The following is a 20,693-nucleotide window of genomic DNA, read 5'->3' as shown; positions in this document are numbered from 1 at the left end:
GGAGCATTTTTAGATTCATGGTTTAAATAAGAGAAGAAACCACTTAGGCCATTTTGAATGGAGGAGAGGGGTTTTAAATATATTTTAATAATACCATAAAGCGCTGCTACTCCTATAACTAAAAAAATAAGCCCCACAATTGCATCTTTAATCGCTGCTCTATTGATCCCTTCTGTATAATCTGTGGTGATTACAGAAACTACAAGCGTCCAATCAAAGGGTAATTGCTTATAGCTTGCTTTTGCAGGCAAACCCCTTGCATTAATATAATCAATACTTGCTTCTTTGCTTTGTTTTAGGGCGTTTGCTATATAAGTTTCTGCTTCATCTTTCTTACCATCAAGAATGAATTTAGGCATTTTGTGTGAAATGATTTGCCCTTCTTTATTTAAAATAAAAATTGAAAGATGTGGTAAGAGCGGATTTACAAAGCTTTTGAATTTTGTTTGAAAATATCCCATATCCAAATCTACACCTAATAAACCCATTTTACCCTCTTGATTGAATGGCAATACAATACTAAGGATATATTTATCTTTTATTTTTGTAATATCGGATAAATATATTTCTGCTTTCTCCTTACTTTCGTTGAAAATCACATCAACTTCTTTTAGATTCTTGCTTACCTTACCATATTTTATTAATTCTTTATTTTTTACATAAAAAAACGCACCCTCATAGCCATTTCCCTCTACTAAAGTTTGCAAAATTCTCTCTTGTGCTTTAAAATCAGCATATTCTTGCACTATCCCTTTTAAAGCCACTTTCAAATGCTTTGTAGCCAAAAGATTAAGCTTTTCATCTACAATTTCATAACTTGATTTTAAAATACTTTGTTGCAAACTACCATAAATCTCTGTCGTGCTTGTTTTGATGCCTCTATAACCCAAATAAGAATTGATTCCCATAATAATCACAAAAGTTATAATGATAAAACTAGAAATTTTAAGTGTGATAGACCTCACGCTTTCTCCTTTATTTTTTATGCTTCCCCATTCACACAAAATTCATATAAAATATATTTTCATTATAACTAAAATTCATTGATTTAATTTTAAAATAAAATATAAAAATAAAATAAATTTTATCTAAAATCCATATTATTATGCTCTTTTTATGTTTTAAACCCAACATATGGGAATATTTAGTATTTTACTATTCTTAACACAACACCCTAAAGTCTTAAATGATTTTATTATATTTAAAAGCTAAAAATCATCATTTCTTAATTTATTTTTGCCTATAATTTAAAAACCATAAAAATTTTTAGGATACTTCATGGAAGAGTTACAAAAAGAATTTCGACTTTGCAAAAAGACAAGTCATAATGCGGTAAAAATTGCTCTTATTTCTTGTGTAATTACTATTGTCTTTGCTACACTTAGCCTTTGGGTTCTACTAAACCAAATCACAGCAACAGACAATCTTCTTATTTTACAAAAAAATCAAGCCAAACAAATAAAAATCCTAGAAGAAAAACTACAAAAAAAATTAATTTTGGAACACAAAATGCTTTAACTCCTAAATAAACATAAATAAAAGGAGTTTTTATGCTTTCATCAGTTAATCCCTATGGAATAGGAAATGCTTTTACACCACAAGGAACGCAAAATATTCAAAAACCACAAGAACAAAATGTAGCACAAACACAACAATCACAGGAATTACAAGAGCTACCAACTCTCTCAAAAAGAGATCTTGATATTAGACACTTTAGCAATGATATTAAAGGTGCTAATGAAATGATAGGTGCTATGCAAATTGCTGATATTACACTAAATGCACTAAGCAATCAAGCAAAACTTGGCACAAGCTCTACACAAGAACTAGATAATACGGCAAATGCAGCAAAATTCAAAGGAGAAGCTCTCTTTGGTAAAGAACTTAGTATGTCTTTAGCAGGTGAAAATATCTCTCTCTCACTCCCCTTGCCTAGCCAGATTAATGGAGATTTAGTGGAAAATTTTTCTAATAAACATGATGAAATTAGCAAAAACCTTTCCAAAATGAGCGGACTTATTGAAAAAGCAAGTATGCCTATTGCACCAAATTCTCAAAATTACGATTTTGAAAACTTTGATGCAACTGCATTTAAAAATATGTTTAATTAAAAATTTTCTTGAAAATATGAAAAATTTAATTTTGCATAATATTAAAGTTTATTAATCATACTGCCGATTTATCTTGTAAATCTTATTTTTACAAGATGGCAAAGATGATTAATGGTATAAATTCTTATTCAAGCTACAATTACACAAATACTTTTAGCAATAATACTTTAAATACAAAATCATCTAATGTTACAAATGATAACTCAAGCTTTGTAAGCGATAAATCACAAGCAGTAAGTAAAATACTAGGCTATGGTGTAGATAAAGATGGTTTTTTACAAGTGATTTTAACGAAGCAGCGGGAATTCCAAAAGATTATAAAATTTATGCTAATGGTGCTGAAAATTTTGTAAATTATATAACCAATCTTAATTCTAAATCTTTTGTCAATATAGATATTGCCAAAAGTCTAGGCAATGCTTATAAGGTATTTTCACAACTTATTGATGAACCAAGCAAAGAATTTAGCACCCAAGATATAGAAAAAATCCCTTTGGGATTTTCTTATGATAAAAAAAGTTTTCAAGTAACTAATATCTTTCAAACTCAAAAAGCGTTTGAAAGTGCTTTAAGTGTAAATAATGATTTGCAAATCTATCAGAATCCTAAGCAATTAGCATTAAGTTTCCCAAGTTGGCACGAGAATGCTCCTGGTGATTATACTAAAAAGAGTAATGATATATTTGCTCCAAGCTCCCATATCAATATTGGAGCATCATTTTATAAAAATGATAATGGCACTATAAGTAAAGGTGGTGTTTTAATGGCATTTTTTGCAGGTATGTCAGGGCAAAATCCTCTTATAGATGGCGAAACAACCATAGCAGGAAAGCTTCTTGGCTATGATAAAAATATGAGCCAAAGTCAAGTGGAAGATTTAAACGAATTTATAAAACAAAATCCTATTGAATGGAGTATAACAGGAGATGTATTTGCAGATAGTGTATATATAACCAAACTTAGAAATACAATAACTGATATAGATGAATTTAAAAAACAATGGCTAGAAATGAAAGCTAAAAGCGATGAAATGGGAGAAATATATAAAGCTGAAATAGCAAAACAAAATAGAGAAATTGCTCTAGCACAAAAAAATCAAACAAAGAAAAAGATAAACCTTTTGAACCCATACAGAGCGAAAGTGAAAACAAAGAAACTTACAAAGATGATAATAAAAGAAATGAGCTTTTAAGAAAGCTTTTGGAAGCTAAATTTGGCAAAAGTGAAGAGTTAGAAATTCTTTTTGGTGTGAAATTTAGCGATGATGATGCAGGAGAATTCAATAAAATTCTTTCTTTAAATTCTACACCAAAAAGCATAGATATTAGGGCTTAAGAATTGTTTTCATCAATCAAGCCTTTTAATATCCCTTGCATTTTTTAGAATTTTATTACTTTTTGCTATTAAGAAAAAATTGCTTGTTATAGGGTTTGAAATTTTAAATCTCATACCACACTTCTAACAAATTTTTTATCTAAAAAAAACAAATCTTTATTATTCTAAAAACTCCACAACCTCATCAAAGCTAAAGCGAAGTTTTGGTGGAATCTCTTCACTCTTTTTCTTGCCAAGTGCAAGCATTACAGAGCTTTTGTATTTCTTTGTATCTAACTTTAAATAACCATCAAGCTTTGCATTATCAAACCCACCTATAATACAAGATCCAAGCCCCAAAGCACTCGCTGCATTTGCTAGATTCATTAAAGCTAGATGTGTTTGTTCTTTAGCATAGGCGTATTTTTGGGTTTCATTCATATTTTCTAAAAAAGGCTTATAAGTATTAAGTCTTTTTTCTATTTCCTCTTGTGGCATATTTCTAGCCCTAAGTTTAGGCTCAAAATATTCTGCAAAATCTAAACGCACTAAAAGTATAATTAAAGCCCCATTATTTGCCACATGGGGCTGATTATAGGCAATTTTTGAAATCTCTTGCTTTTTTTCTTCTTTTTGCACTACTACAAACTTCCAAGGCTCTAACCCTAAAGAACTAGGCGAGATTCTACCTGCTTCTAGGATATATTCTAAATCCTCTTTAGAAATTTTTTCATTAATAAAATCTCTACAAGAATAACGATTAGTAACTATTTTTTGATATTCCTCTTTCATTTTATGCTCCCTTTAATGCAAATTTTAACGCCTCCTCCTTACTAGAAAAAGGAGTTCTTGTTAAAATCTCATTTTCAAAATTCACTTGATAGCTTTCATTAGCATTTGTTTTGCCATAGACTAAAGTTAAAGCAATGGCTAACTCTTTATCATTTTTGCTTGCATCGCTTTCTACTAGCCCCACAGGTCCCAAACAATCAAGCAATTCTATTATACTCATTTTTGAGTGAGGCTTGCTTAATTTCTCATTTTCTTCTTGATTTCTAGCAATCACACATCTAGCACCCTCTGGAAGTATGAAATAGCGTCCATATTTCACCATTTCCATATCCTCAAACACAACTTCCCTATGCCCTTTTAAATCTTTAATCTTATTTGCAATGCTAGTATCTGTTAATAAACAACCTCCGCCTGGTTTTTCAAAATATTCAATACCATAGGATTTCACAAGTGCTAGCTGTCTATCACGCCCTCTTCCATGAATATCTAAAAGTTTTTCTCTATCTACCCAACCTTTTTCTTCTGGAATTGTAGGAGGCAATAATTTTGCACTCATAGGACGCAATATCAACCCATTTCCACCGCTTAATCTCTCTACCTGTCCTAAAGCCTCTGCTCTCTGACTTTTAGGTCTTTGTCCTAACACTTCCCCGCTAATCACAAAACTAGCTCCCTCTTCTTCTAGCATAGCTAGTGCATGAGAAAACATATTTGCATGGCAGTCAATGCAAGGATTAAAATACTTTCCATAGCCATATTTTGGACTAAATAACACCTCATCAAAAAATTGTTTTTTAATATCTACTATTTTTAGTTCCACATCAATTTGTGCTAAAGTCTTTCTTAAAATCTCACTTTTATCTTTCCTAGAACCAAAACCAATATTAAAATGGATAGCTTTTACATCAATTCCTAAATCTTTAATAATTTTTATAGACAATAAACTATCTAATCCACCACTAAAAAGTGCTAGTGCTTTCATAAATAACAAGTTCTCCTTTTTTTAATTTTTCTAAATAATTTTGATATTTTCTTAAAAGATAGGACTTTTCTCTTAAAGTCATTTTTGTTTGATTACTTAGAGCATTTTTTTGCCCCTCGTAATAGCGATATAATAGCATAATTATCTGCTTTTTTAAACCCTCTTTGGGTAAAGATAAGATTTTATTATCTAGTAAAATTCCCACTAAAAGCGAATGGGTTAAATCATTATGTATAAGCGCCCTAAAAGCTTCTTTTTGACTTAAAAACATTTCCTCTTTTAGATAATTTAATGCTAAATCCATTAAAGAATTATCTTCTAAAATACTCTTAATAATAATCTTCTCCGCCAAAGTATAAAAATCACCCCCCAAACTCTCTACATTTCTTTCTTGCTTAGCTTCATTTGTATGGATTTTTTTAGTTTTTATAAGTTGTCTTGGTAACCTTAAAAGAGAAGCTAAAAAATCTTTATATTCTTCTTGAATCACAATAGGAAGTTGCTTTAAATATTCTAGCTCTTCTTTAAGGCATTGATCTTTTTTAAGCGGATTATGCAAATCATACTTAGAAGCTATCTCATTTAAAACAAAAGGCACAAAAGGCACAGGATTTGAAAAAATATTTTTTAATTCTGTAATTTTACCTTCTTTTACCATATCCGCTGGATCCATTCCCCCTTCAAAAAACACCACTCCTCCCTCTTTATTGGCTAAAGACAATAAAGTAGCCGCTCTAAAAGCCGCACTATACCCTGCCTTATCCCCATCATAAGCGACAATCACTTTAGGATTCCCTTTACTTAAAAGTGGTAAATGCTCTTTTGTAAGTGAAGTTCCTAAAGTTGCTACCGCATTTGTAAAACCTGCTTGATGCAACATAATCACATCTAAATACCCCTCACTAATAATAATTTCTTCTAATTTAAAAATGCTATCCTTTGCTTTTTCATATCCATAAAGAACTTTAGATTTATTAAAAACTTTTGTTTGAGGAGAGTTAATGTATTTTGCTTGATGATCCCCCAAAGTCCTCCCTCCAAAGCCTATAATTTTATTTTGTGCAGAACGGATAGGGAAAATCACTCTTTGAGTTAATCTAGCATAATATCTTTTAAGATTGTTCTCATTATCCACCCCCAAAATCCCATAATCACAAGCCTCTTGAAGATTGATTGCATTTGCATTCATAAAAGACATAATTTCAAAATTACTCGGTGCAAATCCAAGCTCAAAGCTTTCTATGGTTTCCTCTCTTAATCCCCTATCAAGCAAATATTGCCTCACATTACTCTTTAAAGATTGCCTATAAAATCTTTGCATAATCTCAAAAATTTTAGTATCGCTTTGCTTTTGTGTGCTTTGCGTGTAGCTTAGTGAAATATTATACATTTGTGCTAGTTTTTCAATAGCTTCTGGATAGCTTAACTTTTCATACTCCATAACAAAAGTAATGCCATCTCCACTAGCACCACAACCAAAACAATGATAAAAACCCTTATTTTGATTGACTACAAAGCTTGGAGTTTTCTCATCATGAAAAGGACAACAAGCCTTATAAGTTGCACCCATTTTTTTAACTTCAATATAATGTGAGATAATATCCACTATATCTATTTGATTTTTCACTTCTTCGATGCTTGCTTGTGTAATCACGCCTTTCCCTTAAAATCTCTTAAACTTTTAAGGATATTTTACACAAATATTGCTAAATTGCTCATTTATACCATTACTCTTGTGAAATTTCTTTGCTATAATATAAGCAAAATTTAGTTTAGGTGCAACATTGTTTTGGGAAATTGATTATAGAGATCCTTTATTTGGCATTATTGTTTTTATTTTCTTAGTGGGTATTGTAAGTCTTATAGGCTATTATTGGGGTTATTTTATTAGCAAAAGACGCAATATTGCCCTTAAAAAATTTATGCAAAACTTTGATTATGTGGGCTTTGATGAAGAAGCTAAAGAGTTTTTAGCCCTAAGTGCTAATCCCACTTCCTCTATTCTTTTTATGGCAAATATGTATCAAAAAAGTGGCAACTATGAAAAAGCGATTCGCCTCTACACTACCCTTTTAGAATACACTAAAAACCCCTTAGACAAAGTGCCTATTTTAGAGTATTTAGGAGAAGCCTACTATAAAGCAGGATTTTTAAAACGCTCTAAAGAAATTTTTTTAGAAATTTTACGCTACCACCCACGCCTAGGAAATATTTTAGAAAAGCTCATTAAGATTCAAGAAGAGCTTGGAGAATATCAAGATGCCCTAAATAGCACAGATTGTCTTGAAGAACTTATGGGAAACACAAGCTTACAAAGTGCGTATTTAAAAAGTAAAATCCTTATTTTACAGGCTAAAAGCCTTAATTCTCCTCTTAAAAAACTTCTTACACTTCTAAAACAAGAACCCAAACTCTTAAGAGTAATTTTAGGCTTTTTGAAAGATTTTTATCCTAGAGAGTTTTGGGAGATTATTTTCAAACTGGAACAAAAAGATATTTTGGATATTTTGGATATTTTATGGAACATACCTTTAAAAGAATTGCCAAATATCCCAAAAAATCACAATCTTTTAAGCTCTCTTTATGAAGCAAAAGGCTATTTTACTCTAACGCCTAGCAAAAAGGCCACTTTTGAACTAGAAGCCCTTTGTCTTTTAAGGGAAAAACAAAATTTTACAGGGGATTTGGCTTTTCATTATTTTTGCAAAGAATGCAAAGGTTCTAGTCCTTTATTTTTTGAACGCTGTCCGCATTGTGGGGAACTCCTTAGTATGCAAGTTAAAAGTTTTTTAAAAGAGAAAAAGTATGAAATGGGTTACTCTTTTTTGTGATGGCTCCTCTCTAGGAAATCCTGGAGATGGTGGTTGGTGTGGAATCTTACGCTACAAAGATAAAGAAAAAATCATAAGCGGTGGCGAAAGCAACGCTACTAACAATCAAATGGAGTTAAAAGCCCTTATAAATTCATTAAAAGCTTTAAAAGAACCCTGCTATGTCAAAGTAGTAAGCGATTCTACTTATGTATTAGATGGACTTTCAAAATGGCTTCCAAATTGGATAAAAAAGGATTTTAAAAATGTCAAAAATCCTGATCTTTGGCGTGAGTTTATAGAAGTTTCCAAACCTCATAAAATTGAGATTATGTGGGTGAAAGGACATAGCGGACATATAGAAAATGAAAAGTGTGATAAAATAGCAAAACAAGAGGCACAAAAAATCAAAAATGCAAGGATGGGATATGGAACAACTAAAGAAGTTTGAACAAATTTTACATTACCATTTTAAAAATCAAGAACTTTTAAAAGAAGCTCTCACGCATAAAAGCACAAAAAAATCTCACAATAATGAAAGATTAGAATTTTTGGGCGATGCGGTGCTTGATTTAATTATAGGGGAATTTTTATATAAAAAGTTTCCAAACGCAAAAGAAGGTGAGCTTTCTAAAATGCGTGCTTCTATGGTCAATGAAAAAGCTTTTGCAAAACTTGCCAATTACTTGCAAATAGGCAAATTCCTTTTTATATCCCACTCTGAAGAAACCAATGAAGGACGCAAAAAAGCTTCCATTTTATCCAATGCCTTTGAAGCGACCATCGGAGCGATTTATTTAGAAAGTGGCTTAAAAGTAGCACAAGAAATCACCCATAGACTCTTAAAAGAAGTCTATCCCACTATTGATTTAAAAGCACTCTTTTATGATCATAAAACCGCCTTACAAGAACTCACACAAGCCATTTTTGGAAATACCCCTGAATATATTATGCGCTCTTCACAAGGACCTGACCATAATAAAGAATTTGTAATGAGCGTTTTAATTAATGGCAAAGAATATGCAACTTCTAAAGGCAAAAGCAAAAAAGAAGCCCAACAAAATTGTGCTAAAATTGCACTAGAAGCCCTAAAGGAAAGAAATTGAATACATTTGGAGAAAGATTTAGATTAACTACTTTTGGAGAAAGCCATGGAGAAGGCATTGGAGGTGTGATTGATGGAATGCCATCAGGCATAAAAATTGATTTAGAACTTCTAAAAGAACATATGCAAAAACGCAAAGGCGGATTAAATCGCTATTCCACACAAAGAAAAGAAGAAGATGAGGTGCAAATTTTAAGCGGTGTGTTTGAGGGATTTAGCACCGGAACTCCCATAGGATTTTTTATAAAAAACTCCCAAAATAAAAGCAGTGATTATGAAAATATTAAAGATATTTTTCGTCCCTCCCATGCAGATTTTACTTATTTTCACAAATATGGCATTAGAGATTATAGAGGGGGCGGGAGAGCAAGTGCTAGAGAGAGTGTTGCTAGAGTAGCAGGAGGGGCATTTGCTAGTATGCTTTTAAAGGAATTTAATATACAAATTCAAGGAGGAATTTATAGCATAGGAGATATAGAAGCTAAAAAGATTGATTATTCCTATGCACCAAAAAGTGAGATTTTCTCCCTTGATAAAGAAGTAGAATCTTTACAAAAAGATTTAATAGAAAAGATTAGAAAATCCCACAATAGCATAGGAGGGAGCGTTCTTATCCGTGCTTGTAATCTTCCTATCGGACTTGGAGAACCCCTCTATCATAAGCTAGATGGAGCAATAGGGGAAGCATTTATGGGACTAAATGGAGTAAAGGGTGTAGAAATAGGACTTGGAACCAAAAGTGCTCAAACAGATGGCAAAACTTATAATGATACTATGGATAAAAATGGCTTTCTTAGTAACAATAGCGGAGGAATTTTAGGAGGCATTAGCAATGGAGAAGAGATTCTAATCAAAGTGCATTTTAAACCAACTCCTAGCATTTTTTTAGAGCAAAACACACAAAATATAAAGGGTGAATCTTGTATTTGTAACATCAAAGGCAGACATGATCCATGCATTGCCATTAGAGGCAGTATCGTATGCCAATCAATGCTAGCCATCATTTTAGCAGATATGCTTTTATTAAACACTTCAAGCACCTTAGAGAATCTTAAAAAAATCTATGGCTAAGGCTTTATTGTTTGCAGATGGCAACAATGGAATAGGACTAGGACACATTAGCAGGACAAAAGCCTTACAATCCTTGCTAGAACGCTGTGGGATAAAAACTCTTCTTTTCCAAAGTGATACACTAGAACAAAATTTGAGAACTTGTGATATTATTGTGATTGATTCTTATGTTTTGCCTCTAAGTGCTTATAAACTTGCACAAAATTATGCAAAACATTGCATTTTTTTAGACGATACTTTTCGCCTAGATTATCCTACAAACAGCATTATCCTAAATAGCTCACTTGGAGCAAATCTAAAAGAATATCAAAAAGTCTATCCTTTATGTAGATTATGGATAGGTAAAGAGTTTTTTTTACTTCAAGAAGAATTTTTAAAAGCACTAAATTCTACTCCCCCTCCTCTTTTACAAACCCCTAAAAACATTCTTTTAACTCTCGGTGGGGAAGATATTTTAGGGCTTTTACCCACAATTTGCAAGTTTAGTTTTTTATCCAACTTCACTCTTCATTGCATAAGTAAAACCCCTATGCCTCCCCCCATTATCACACACTATAACCTTAATCCAAAACAAATGCGAATCCTTATGCAAAATATGGATATTTGTATCAGTGCTGGAGGACAAACCTTAGGAGAGCTTTTAGCCTGTGGTATCCCAACTATCGCTCTAGAAATCACACAAAATCAAGCCTTTAATATTCAAGGTTTTAAAGAATGTATTTTAAGTATCCACAAAGTCTGGAAACTCAACAAAATACAATTACAACAAAAACTAGAAGAGAAATTTTTAGAGATTCTTCCTTTAACCTTGCGTAAAAACTTACGCAAAAATATTGCAATCTCTCTAAAAAATAAAAAAACTTTAGAAAATCACATAAAACAATTATTAGACTTTTAAAATCCTTTTACATAAAACAAAGAATTTTAATTAAAAAGTTTTAATTTTAAGCATTCCAACTCTTCAAAAGCTCTTTTAAATCATATAAACCTGCCTTGCAAAAAGCAATTCTTGCAATGGATAAAAGCTCTTTTTTAGCTTCTTCTAAATTTTCATTAATGATTAAATAATCAAACTCTTCTATCCTTTCCATTTCAAAAAGAGCATTTTTTAAACGCTTAGTAATCACTTCTTTGCTATCACTCCCTCTAGCAATAAGCCTATTTTGCAATGTTGTTTTATCTTTGGTAGTTATAAAAACAGAAGTGGCAAACTTAGAAAAAATCTTATGGATACTTTCTTGTCCTTGCACATCTACATCAAAAATAACCAATTTATCTTGCGCTAATGCTTCTAAAACTTCCTTTTTAGAGGTTCCATAATAATTCTCATGCACACATGCCCATTCTAAAAAATTCCCCTCTTCTATACCTTTTTGAAACTCTTCTTTGCTAATAAAATGATAATGCACTCCATCTATCTCGCCCTCTCTTTTAGCTCTTGTAGTAGAAGAGATAGAAAAATAATGGTTTGGAAACTCTTTAGCTATTGCTTTATAAAGAGAGCTTTTGCCCGCTCCACTAGGGCCTGAAAGAATTAAAATAGCACCCTTTTGCTTAATCTCTCTCATTATTCTTGCTCTTTTTTAGGAAATTGAATACTAATATTAATCGTAGCACCACTTAAAATCTCTTTTATCCCTTGCGTTTGAAGACTTTGCAAAGCCATCATAAGAGTTTCTATGGAATTTACTTGCAAATCACCATTTATCTTTTTTTCTTCATTTTGAGGCACGATAGGGGCAACATTTGGCTCTTTAGCAATAGGCTCCCCTAAAGCTTCACTCATTCCTTCTAAGCTTAAGCTTCCAAATTCATCCTCTAAATCCTTAGAAGCTTCTTTTACCTCTTTAACCTCCTCTTGTGTATTAGCCCCTAAATCCTCTTTAAACTCCTCATCTAAAGCATTATCTAAGCTGGTTTCAACTTCTTTTGTATCACCTTCTGACACTTTAGCTTCTTCATCTTCACTAGGCGTATCTTCTAGTTCAAAATTATCTAGTGCATTATCTATATTATTTTCGCTTTGTTCTATACTTTCTTCTTTATTTGCATCTTTGTTTTCTTGCTCTTCTAAGTCATTAGGTAAATTATCCAAAATATCTAAATTAAACTCTTCTAAATCTCCTAAATCTTCTTTTGTTGCTTCCTCTTTGGGTTGCATATCTTCTTCCAAGCTAAGCCCCTCTAAATCCTCTATTCCTGATTCTTCACAGCTAACCTCTGCTAATTCTTCTTTGGTTTCTTCTGTCTTTTCTAGCTCCTGTGGTTCTTGCTCTTTTGAATCCTCTTGCAATTTCCCAAGTCCTTCTAATAAATCTTCTAAATTCTCTTCTTTTTCTTGTGTTTTATCTTGAGTATCTATTGTAGCTTCTTCAAACCCCTCTAATTTCTCGTTTTCATCTTTTGGAGCACTCTCTTCAAATCCAAAATCTTCCAAATTTTCTTCTTTATGATTTTCTTCTTTTGCTTCTTCTTGTATCGGTTTATCTTCTAAAAGTTCTTTTAGATTATTAATTTCATCTAAATCCAAAACCCCCTCACTCTCTTTAGAATCTTTCTCTTCTGTAAAGCCTAAATCCGCAAGCTCCAATTCATTTTTATCTTCTATGCTATGCTCTTCTATATTCGCTCCAAAATCCTCACTTGCAAACCCCTCTAAGTTTTCTTCTTTATTAGATTCTAAATCTAAATCCTCTAGCAAATCCTTTGTAGATTCTTCAGCAATAAAATCGCTTTGAGTAAATGTATCATTTTCTTTTGTTGCCTGCGTATCTTTCACTTCTACAATATCCTCATACTCCTCCCCTTTAACATCCACTAAATTTTCTTTTGCAAACTCAAATCCACCCGTGAAAGAATTTAAAGTATTAAATAAATCTGTTGGCAAAAAAGGCTTTTGAATATACTCACTAAACCCCTCTACTCTCTCTCCTGACTTAGAATAAAAAAATGCACTCTTAATATCCCCATGTGCTTGTTTATAAGCCAAAAATAACTCTTCATCATAGCTTTCATCATCTATTAGGATAATCCCTGCTTCTTTTTCTACTTCAATATTTTCTGATTGTATCAACTCTAAATGTGCCTTAGAAGCACTTAATGCCACCAACTTTGCGATAATTGGATTTTTATTTACTAAATACACTTTCATTGCAAGTTCCTTAAAATCTAGGTTTTTATATTTTAATGCAATAAACTATAACTATTGAGTTTTTATACACCAAGTGTTAAAATTATAACATTTATTATTATAGATTGACAAGGAATACCAAAATGTTACAAAAAATTTTTCTCTTGAGTAGCTTTCTTTTACTTTTCTCTCCTCTTTTTGCAAAAGAACTTTATTTTATGCCACAAGATCAAAAAAAAGCCATTTCTGCAATTATTTCAAATATTAAAAATACTAGTAAAACACTAGATATAGCAATTTACAGTTTCACAAATAGAGAGATTAGCAAAGCCATTAGAGAGATTGCCAAAAAAGGCGTTAAAATAAGAATCGTTTATGACAAATCTGCTAATCAAGACTTAAAACAATCCACCATAGGTTATCTTGCAAAACTTAACAATATAGAAGTTTGCACTCTAAGTGGTTTGCGTTCTAAAAATGGAAAATATTTTGGATTAATGCACACAAAAATGGCAATTATTGATAACAAAACTTTAATTTTAGGCTCAGCAAACTGGTCTAAAAGCGCCTTTGAAACAAACTATGAAACTTTGCTTTTTTTAGAAGATAAGGATTTAATCAAAAAAGCCAACACAGCTTTTAAAGATATGTTTTTAAAATGTAAAAAATACTAAACTAGCACAAAAGTGCTAGCTAGCTATACTCCTAGATAAATTTGCCCTGCATAAAGAATATACATTCTTAAAGCAAATACTCCAATCATAATAGAAAGGGAGTTTAAAAGTATGAAATTAACCTTATAAGCGTGGTTTTTAAGTGCAGTTAGAGCGATCACACTAGGAATGACAACGCTAAATCCAACCACACAAATCCAAAAGATTCCCGCCCAATTTCCGCTCGTTAGCGAGGTAATAGCAGCAACTGCCTTTTCGCCTCCTTGAAAATAAAGTCCTACAAAAAGTGCAAAAAGCAATAAAGATTCAATAGGAATCACCCTTAAATCCATTGTCAGAAGGTATTTTGTCGTGTCTTTTGAAACCTCTTTTTCAAAAAATATAAGCCCAAAGCAAATGCAAGCTGCAATCCCACTTGAAAGCCCACTAGCTAAGAATAAAATAGGCAAAATCGGGCTATTATAAAGCGGGAATGTCTGAATGGCTGAAAGCAAGAATCCTGTATAAACTCCAACACCACCTGCTAGGGCAAAAACCAATCTTCCAAACCATAAAGAGTTTCTCTCTAAAAAGCTTAAAAGTGAGCTAAAGATTCTCACTATCCCCCCTAAAAAGCTCTGCTCCAAAGCACCTCTAAATCTAATAACCGCATACACTAAAGATAGCGGAGTGTAAAATAAAAGCAAAAGCACTCCCAAAGACATTACAGATTTTAGATTGTAGGTAATTAGAAGTTGATAAAAATTTAGAGGTTTAGTTAAATCAAAAATCAAAATAATTAAACCAATAATAATACTAAAAGGAGCTAAAAGCACACCTGCTCTTACAAATGCGTCCCATGGAGCTTTTTTGTTTGGATTCATCCACTCCACACTTAAAGCTGTCATCATCGCTCCACTACTAAGCCCTGCTAAAAATAAATAAAGTGCAATAGGCCAATGCCAAATGATTGTTGCACTATCTGGTCCCCATATTTCATTCATAGTTTTATCCCTCCTTTTTTATTTGGTACGACAAATAATTTTGGCTTTGTGCCTAAATGTGGTTTGTTTGTAACAAAAGGCTTGTTTGCTAAATAGCTAAAAATCGGACTTAGTGGATCGTCTAAATCCCCAAAGATAAGTGCGTCCGTAGGACACACAGCAACACATGCTGGTTCGCCATATTGTTTTAGGTGCGTATGTTTGCAAAAGTTGCATTTATCTGGCACATTTGTTTGTGGATTTACATATCTTGCATTGTAAGGACAAGCCACCACACAATAAAGGCAACCCACACAAACATCTGCATTAATATCTACAATCCCATTTTCATCCATAAAAGAAGCATGTGTAGGACAAACAGTTACGCAAGGAGTGTGTTCGCACATCTCACAAGAATGCCTTACATAATTAAAATTAAGATTTGGAAACTCCCCATTTGGACCATCAATCTTAACCTTTAATCTAAAATAGCCATCAGGTATTGCATTCTCACTTCTACAAGCAATCGTGCAACCCTGACAGCCAATACATTTTTCCATATCATGTATCATTGCATATTTCATCTTTACCCCCTATACTTTTTCTATTTTTACGCCAATGGTATGCACATTGTTTCCCGCAACTGGAGAAATGGTGTTTTCTAGTAGATGACTAGCACTCATTCCCTTGTTGTAAGCTATATCTTGCTTTTTACTTGTATGTCCAAATCCAAAATAAGCAAAAAGCGTATCTTCTCTAATTCCAATTGTAGGCAATACACTTGCTATTTGACTTCCAACTTTGCTAGTTAGCTTTATCTTATCGCCCTTTTTAAGTCTTAATTTATCGGCCACTTTTTGATTAATCCACACAGCATTATCACTCATTAGCGTATTCAGCCAAGGCACATTCATTGTGTGTCCATTGGTATGCACAGCAACCTTTCCTTGAATGAAGTAAAATTCATCATCGTTTTTTAACTTTGGATTGTTGTAGGTTAGTCCACCTCTACCACAAGCTTTTTCTAGCACTTCATCAAAGAGTTCAATCTTGCCACTTTTTGTTTTACATTTTAAAACCTCGCTAAACTCTCCATCGCTATCTAAATTTGCCCTAGAATTTGGATATTTTTCTAAGAATTTCTTAACACTTTCTTTATCCCTTGCAAGAAGAGGAATCCCATAACTTGTCATTCCTTTATGCTTTAATTCAAACATCTCATCAGGATAGTTATAACCCTGCTTCATTCTAAAATCTTCTATATCTTTATAAGGGAATGCACTCTCATAGCCCATTTTTTTAGCAAGTTCTAAATAAATTTGCCATGATGGTTTTGTATTACCTATGGGTTCTACTACTTTTTGTCTTACTTCATAGCCAGGATTTTTTCCATTTTTTGCCAAAAACTGTTCATCTCTTTCTAAATAAGTAGATTCTGGCAGGATAATATCTGCATATTGTGAAGTATCTGAAACATACACATCTACACTCACAAATAAATCTAACTTTTTAAGTGCTTCTACAACTTCATTAGAATTATTAACCGTCATTACAGGATTGGAACGCGTAATCATTAATCCTTTGATTGCATAAGGCTTCTCATCTAAAATTGCCCTATAAACTTTGGAATAAACGCCTCTAGTTTTGGAAATTTTGCTAAATTCCCCCTCTTTGACATCTACAAAATCAATTCTTGGCTCTTTAGGAGTTTCTAATTTTGGCAAAATAGAACCCTTAAACTCGGGTGCCACATGCTCTCCTGCAAGCTTATTATAAAGTGCTGGAGCTTTAGGGAAATACAAACCACCTTTTGTTTCAATATTACCTAAGAGTGCATTTGCTATAGCTATTGCTCTTCTAAATTCTATTTCTTCTGGCGTAAATGTCGCCCTATGCCCGAAATCTACCATAGAATGTGGAGCATATTTTGCACATTCTCTTGTTAGCTCTCTTATTCTTTCTGCACTTATATCACATTCCTTAGCCATCGCTTCTGGTGTGTATTCTTTAACACTTTCTTTAAGTTTTTCAAAGCCTATTGTGTATTTTTCTACAAACTTCTTATCATAAAGCTCTTCAAAAATTAAAGTATGCACAAATGCCATCATAAAGGCAGTATCTCCACCTGGACGGATAGGAATCCACTCACTTGCCTTTGAAGAAAGCACTGAAAATCTAGGATCAAGCGAGATTAACTTAGCACCTTTTTCTAGTGCTTGTGTTACCCCTCTTGCATAGCTTATTACCATTCCTTCATACACATTGTGCCCAAAATTTAGCATAAACTTGCAATTTGAAAAATCTCTACTAATAGATCCATTACCAAACACACTTGTGAGTGCTACTGCATAGCCTGAAGGACATGTATTTCCATGATCAAAAATATTAGGACTTCCATAAGCATAGGCAAATTGATTTAAAAAAGTTTGTTCTGGACCACTTTTTGAAGCAAAGGCCACACTTTTAGCCCCATATTTTTCTTTAATTTCATTAAGTTTTTGTGCTATATAATCATAAGCTTCTTCCCATGAAATTTCTTTCCATTTTCCCTCACCCCTCTCACCTGTTCGCATAATAGGATTAACAAGCCTATTTGGATCAAAAAGCTGATTAACTCCAGAACCACCTCTAGCACACACTGCACCACCTGTGCTAGTGGAGTAAGGGTTACCTTGAATAAAAACTTTTTGCCCCTCTTGCAAAGTATCTACTCTAGCCTCAATAGGACAGCGAGTACTGCACATCTCACAAATACTTGGAACAAATTTTGAAGAACCTTCTATTTTTCCACTAAAAGCCCCCAAAGTCCCAGGCATAAAGCCTAAAGCAACAGAAGTGGCTCCAACTCCCTTTAGAAAATCGCGTCTATTAATATTGGATTGACTACTCAATTTTCCCTCCTTTTTGTTTAATATCCATTTATTATTTTACTACTATATTTATGTTTTGTAATAAAATTTATAAAAATTTTATTTTGTTTTTATAAAAAATTTATGGATATATATTTTTTTATATTTTTATAAGAATCGCTATTTAGAACAATGTAGCTAAAATTAATAAGGGTATTTTTTACTCATTTTTATTTTTAATAGACATTTCTAAAAACTCATATCAATAATACAAAAACTTCCTTCTCTTTTGTAATTATAAGAACTTAGAACTCTACTTTGTCATTACGAGGATTTTTGCCTCCTTTTGTCATTGTGAGAATCCACAGGGTTTGTGGCAATCTCTTTAGACTGCTTCGTTGCGTTGCTCCTTGTAGCAATAAGTGGGAGGTGTCATTGCGAGGCGGATTTGTCCGCTGTGGCATATAAGCAAAGCTTATCCACGATCGATAGCGAAGTGCAAATCTTAGACTACCACACTCATGCTCACGCACTCATTCGCAGTGACTACTCATATTGCCATTACAAAGAGCAAAGCGACAAGGCAATCCAAAAACTCTCACAAACATTTAAGCTTTTAAATCTTGTAAAATTTCAAATAAAATATCTTTTGCTTTATTGTTTAGTCTTTGATTTTCTTCTTGTGTCATATTTGAAGAAGGAATATTAAAATTATTATTTAATGCAGAAATATCCTTATTAATCTCCACTGCAATTTCACTCGGAGTATCCGCTTTTAGCCTTTCTTGTTGGACTCTTTTCATCTCTCCAAAAGGATTCCCTTGAAATCCATCTTTTGAAGCTTCAACCAATGAAGCTGTTAAAGAAGCACAATTTATTCTAAAAAAGGTATCTTGATCTAATTTTCCATTCACATAATCTTCCCAAGACCGTTCTACAACATCTTCATAAGTTGCTATTTTATTCTCTTCTTTTGTAATTTCATTATTTTTATTACTTTGATTTGCAGAAAAACTTTTCTGCAAATAGTAAGTATTATAACTTGAATCAATTTGCATATCCTCTTCTCCTTCTTATTTATAAAAAATTTATTTATATTTTACAAGCAATAATTATTCCAAATAAATAGCGCCCTTTTGTATTTAAGAAAATGATACTTTTTAAAATACAATCCAATCGCAATGCAAATCTATTTTTGTTATTACTAGAGCTTTGCTTTTTGTCATTGCAAAGTATGACATACAAGCTAAACGAAGTGCGAATCTAAAAAATCAAACAACTTTAAGAGCTCATAATCTCTACAAGCCTCTTAACACTCTCTTCAAAAGGAAGTGCTTCATCATAATTTTGCTTTAGATAATTCTCCATGGCTTCTTTTTTGGAAATTGCTTCATCCAAATCTTTATCATTACCCATTTGATAAGCACCTATACGGATTAACACTTCATTTTCTTTAAGCATAGAATAAAGTCTTCTAAACTTTCTAGCTGCTTCAATATGCTCTTTATTTGCCACATCCCCCATAAGCCTAGAAGCAGAATTTAAAATATTAATAGGCGGATAAATCCCAAAATCCGTAAGGCTTCTATCAAGCACAATATGCCCATCTAAAATACTTCTGCTTTGATCGGCTATAGGATCACTCATATCATCACCTTCTACAAGCACCGTAAAATAAGCAGTAATAGAACCATGTCCCTCTTCCTTACCTGCTCTTTCCATTAGCTGTGGAAGGAGTGTTAGCACAGATGGCGGATAACCTTTACTTGTAGGTGGCTCTCCTAATGCTAATCCAATTTCTCTTTGTGCCATAGCAAAACGCGTAACAGAATCCATCATAAACAACACATCTTCACCTTTTACTTTAAAATACTCCGCTACACTCATAGCAGCAAAAGCCCCATATTTACGCATTAGAGGAGAATCATCACTGGTAGCTACAATAAGCACTGTATCCGTTAAATCCCCACCTAAATTCTTTTCCACAAATTCAGGCACCTCCCTACCTCTCTCCCCAATAAGTGCAATTACTTTAATCTTAGCACTAGCACCCCTTACGATCATACCCATTAAAGTGGATTTTCCCACCCCACTTCCCGCAAAGATTCCAAGCTTTTGCCCCTTACCACAAGTTAAAAGTCCATCAATACTCTTCACCCCAACACTAAAAACTTCATCTATCATTCCCCTCTTCATTGCAGCAATAGGTGCCCTAATAATAGGCATAGCACCTTGTGCCCTTAGCTCTCCCTTACCATCTATGGGTTCCCCCATAGGATTAATCACGCGCCCTAAAAGTTCAGGCCCTACTGGCAGTTGCAAACCTTTTGTATTTAAATATACCTTATCCCCCACCTTTGTGCCCTCAATAAAAGAAAAAGGGGTGATTTTAAAACTTCCTTCTTCTAGCGAAGTTACCATACCCAAACTAGCACCATATTCTCCCACAATTTTTACAATATCTCCAATACTAGGGGATAATCCATTTGCTACCAAAAACCCTTGATCTACACGCATAATAAGCCCAAAGGTAGGAGATAGATTTAAATGTTGCAATTTTGCTTTAAGATTCTGCAAGGACATGGACACTCTTTTTTTAAGGCATACTATACCAAAAAATACAAAAAAACTAAATACAAATAGGCTAAAAACTATATTTTCTTAGCTTTTATTCTAAAAATTTAAAATTTCATAAAGCTAAGTTTGTAAAATTTCTAACAGCCAAAAAACTCAAAATAATCAATTTAATTTTTGATATTTCTTAAGTTTATATTTTAGATAAATATATTGTAAGATAAACTTTACAACCCTTGAATTTAAGGGTTTAAAAAGTCTTAAAACTAGCTTTGTGTAAAAAGATAAGATAATGTTTAAAAGCTAAAAGAAATTTTAG

Annotated in this window: 22 protein-coding genes; 11 read left to right on the top strand and 11 right to left on the bottom strand. The window is 32.8% G+C overall.

Translation table 11 applies throughout. The annotated features are described in order from the left end of the window. A partial coding sequence (locus EBF09_RS08140) for a cache domain-containing protein (protein ID WP_157978198.1) occupies positions 1–965 on the bottom strand: 965 nt, incomplete at its 3' end. Between the two features lie 313 nt (positions 966–1,278). On the opposite strand from EBF09_RS08140, the gene EBF09_RS08135 reads away from it, so the two are divergent. The 5 genes from EBF09_RS08135 (at position 1,279) to EBF09_RS09505 (ending at position 3,446) form a co-directional block, all read left to right on the top strand. Beyond that, positions 1,279–1,518, top strand: coding sequence for a DUF5408 family protein (locus tag EBF09_RS08135; RefSeq protein WP_121764611.1), 240 nt, complete (start codon positions 1,279–1,281; stop codon positions 1,516–1,518). 32 nt (positions 1,519–1,550) lie between these two features. Then, a complete protein-coding gene (locus EBF09_RS08130) occupies positions 1,551–2,111 on the top strand; it encodes a flagellar FLiS export co-chaperone (RefSeq protein WP_121764610.1) in 561 nt (186 codons plus the stop codon). 95 nt (positions 2,112–2,206) lie between these two features. Then, complete coding sequence (locus tag EBF09_RS09515; RefSeq protein WP_332870716.1) at positions 2,207–2,464, top strand: hypothetical protein; 258 nt, start codon at positions 2,207–2,209, stop codon at positions 2,462–2,464. After that, a complete protein-coding gene (locus EBF09_RS09510; protein WP_408609827.1) occupies positions 2,416–3,303 on the top strand; it encodes a Cj0814 family flagellar-dependent secreted protein in 888 nt (295 codons plus the stop codon). Before EBF09_RS09515 ends, EBF09_RS09510 begins: the two co-directional genes overlap by 49 nt. A gap of 8 nt (positions 3,304–3,311) precedes the next feature. Then, a complete protein-coding gene (locus tag EBF09_RS09505; RefSeq protein WP_332870714.1) occupies positions 3,312–3,446 on the top strand; it encodes a hypothetical protein in 135 nt (44 codons plus the stop codon). 159 nt (positions 3,447–3,605) lie between these two features. Here EBF09_RS09505 and EBF09_RS08120 read toward each other — a convergent pair whose 3' ends face one another. Genes EBF09_RS08120 through dnaG form a run of 3 tightly spaced genes read right to left on the bottom strand, consistent with a single transcriptional unit; the run spans position 3,606 to position 6,853 of the window. Further along, positions 3,606–4,217 (bottom strand): NAD(P)H-dependent oxidoreductase, encoded by a 612-nt coding sequence (locus tag EBF09_RS08120; RefSeq protein ID WP_121764609.1) that lies wholly within the window; start codon positions 4,215–4,217, stop codon positions 3,606–3,608. 1 nt (position 4,218) lies between these two features. Next, positions 4,219–5,199 (bottom strand): 7-cyano-7-deazaguanine synthase, encoded by a 981-nt coding sequence (locus tag EBF09_RS08115; RefSeq protein WP_121764608.1) that lies wholly within the window; start codon positions 5,197–5,199, stop codon positions 4,219–4,221. Further along, positions 5,177–6,853 (bottom strand): DNA primase, encoded by a 1,677-nt coding sequence (dnaG, locus tag EBF09_RS08110; protein WP_121764607.1) that lies wholly within the window; start codon positions 6,851–6,853, stop codon positions 5,177–5,179. The genes EBF09_RS08115 and dnaG overlap by 23 nt, the downstream gene beginning before the upstream one ends. Before the next feature lie 130 nt (positions 6,854–6,983). On the opposite strand from dnaG, the gene EBF09_RS08105 reads away from it, so the two are divergent. Genes EBF09_RS08105 through EBF09_RS08085 form a run of 5 tightly spaced genes read left to right on the top strand, consistent with a single transcriptional unit; the run spans position 6,984 to position 11,083 of the window. Beyond that, positions 6,984–8,030, top strand: coding sequence for a tetratricopeptide repeat protein (locus tag EBF09_RS08105; RefSeq protein WP_232817704.1), 1,047 nt, complete (start codon positions 6,984–6,986; stop codon positions 8,028–8,030). Then, positions 8,005–8,460, top strand: coding sequence for a ribonuclease HI (gene rnhA, locus EBF09_RS08100; protein ID WP_121764606.1), 456 nt, complete (start codon positions 8,005–8,007; stop codon positions 8,458–8,460). Before EBF09_RS08105 ends, rnhA begins: the two co-directional genes overlap by 26 nt. Then, positions 8,438–9,115: a ribonuclease III gene (rnc, locus tag EBF09_RS08095; protein WP_121764605.1), complete on the top strand. Its 678-nt coding sequence runs from the start codon at positions 8,438–8,440 to the stop codon at positions 9,113–9,115. Before rnhA ends, rnc begins: the two co-directional genes overlap by 23 nt. After that, on the top strand, positions 9,112–10,185 hold the full coding sequence (aroC, locus tag EBF09_RS08090; RefSeq protein ID WP_121764604.1) for a chorismate synthase: 1,074 nt from the start codon (positions 9,112–9,114) through the stop codon (positions 10,183–10,185). The genes rnc and aroC overlap by 4 nt, the downstream gene beginning before the upstream one ends. Beyond that, a complete protein-coding gene (locus EBF09_RS08085; RefSeq protein WP_157978197.1) occupies positions 10,178–11,083 on the top strand; it encodes a hypothetical protein in 906 nt (301 codons plus the stop codon). Before aroC ends, EBF09_RS08085 begins: the two co-directional genes overlap by 8 nt. 46 nt (positions 11,084–11,129) lie before the next feature. Here EBF09_RS08085 and gmk read toward each other — a convergent pair whose 3' ends face one another. Together gmk and EBF09_RS09395 are read right to left on the bottom strand one after the other, a co-directional pair. After that, a complete protein-coding gene (gene gmk, locus EBF09_RS08080; protein WP_121764602.1) occupies positions 11,130–11,753 on the bottom strand; it encodes a guanylate kinase in 624 nt (207 codons plus the stop codon). Beyond that, positions 11,753–13,336, bottom strand: coding sequence for a hypothetical protein (locus EBF09_RS09395; RefSeq protein WP_232817703.1), 1,584 nt, complete (start codon positions 13,334–13,336; stop codon positions 11,753–11,755). Before EBF09_RS09395 ends, gmk begins: the two co-directional genes overlap by 1 nt. Before the next feature lie 122 nt (positions 13,337–13,458). Here EBF09_RS09395 and EBF09_RS08070 point away from each other — a divergent pair, with 122 nt between their 5' ends. After that, positions 13,459–13,989, top strand: a complete 531-nt coding sequence (locus EBF09_RS08070; RefSeq protein ID WP_121764601.1) for a phospholipase D-like domain-containing protein — start codon at positions 13,459–13,461, stop codon at positions 13,987–13,989. A gap of 23 nt (positions 13,990–14,012) precedes the next feature. On the opposite strand, the gene nrfD is transcribed toward EBF09_RS08070, so the two are convergent. The 5 genes from nrfD to fliI form a co-directional block, all read right to left on the bottom strand. Further along, positions 14,013–14,972 carry an NrfD/PsrC family molybdoenzyme membrane anchor subunit gene (gene nrfD / locus EBF09_RS08065; RefSeq protein WP_121764600.1) on the bottom strand — a complete coding sequence of 320 codons (960 nt, stop codon included), beginning with the start codon at positions 14,970–14,972 and terminating at the stop codon, positions 14,013–14,015. Continuing rightward, entirely contained in the window at positions 14,969–15,535 is a 567-nt protein-coding gene (locus EBF09_RS08060; protein ID WP_121764599.1) for a 4Fe-4S dicluster domain-containing protein, read from the bottom strand. The genes nrfD and EBF09_RS08060 overlap by 4 nt, the downstream gene beginning before the upstream one ends. Before the next feature lie 9 nt (positions 15,536–15,544). Further along, positions 15,545–17,842 (bottom strand): thiosulfate reductase PhsA, encoded by a 2,298-nt coding sequence (phsA, locus tag EBF09_RS08055; protein ID WP_232817702.1) that lies wholly within the window; start codon positions 17,840–17,842, stop codon positions 15,545–15,547. Between the two features lie 566 nt (positions 17,843–18,408). Next, on the bottom strand, positions 18,409–18,858 hold the full coding sequence (locus tag EBF09_RS08050) for a hypothetical protein (protein WP_121764597.1): 450 nt from the start codon (positions 18,856–18,858) through the stop codon (positions 18,409–18,411). 223 nt (positions 18,859–19,081) lie between these two features. Next, positions 19,082–20,383, bottom strand: coding sequence for a flagellar protein export ATPase FliI (gene fliI / locus EBF09_RS08045; protein WP_121764596.1), 1,302 nt, complete (start codon positions 20,381–20,383; stop codon positions 19,082–19,084). Positions 20,384–20,693 lie beyond the last annotated feature (310 nt).

The sequence above is a fragment of the Helicobacter burdigaliensis genome (assembly GCF_003670295.1).
GTDB lineage: Bacteria > Campylobacterota > Campylobacteria > Campylobacterales > Helicobacteraceae > Helicobacter_D > Helicobacter_D burdigaliensis.
This window is presented reverse-complemented; position numbering and strand designations above follow the sequence as displayed.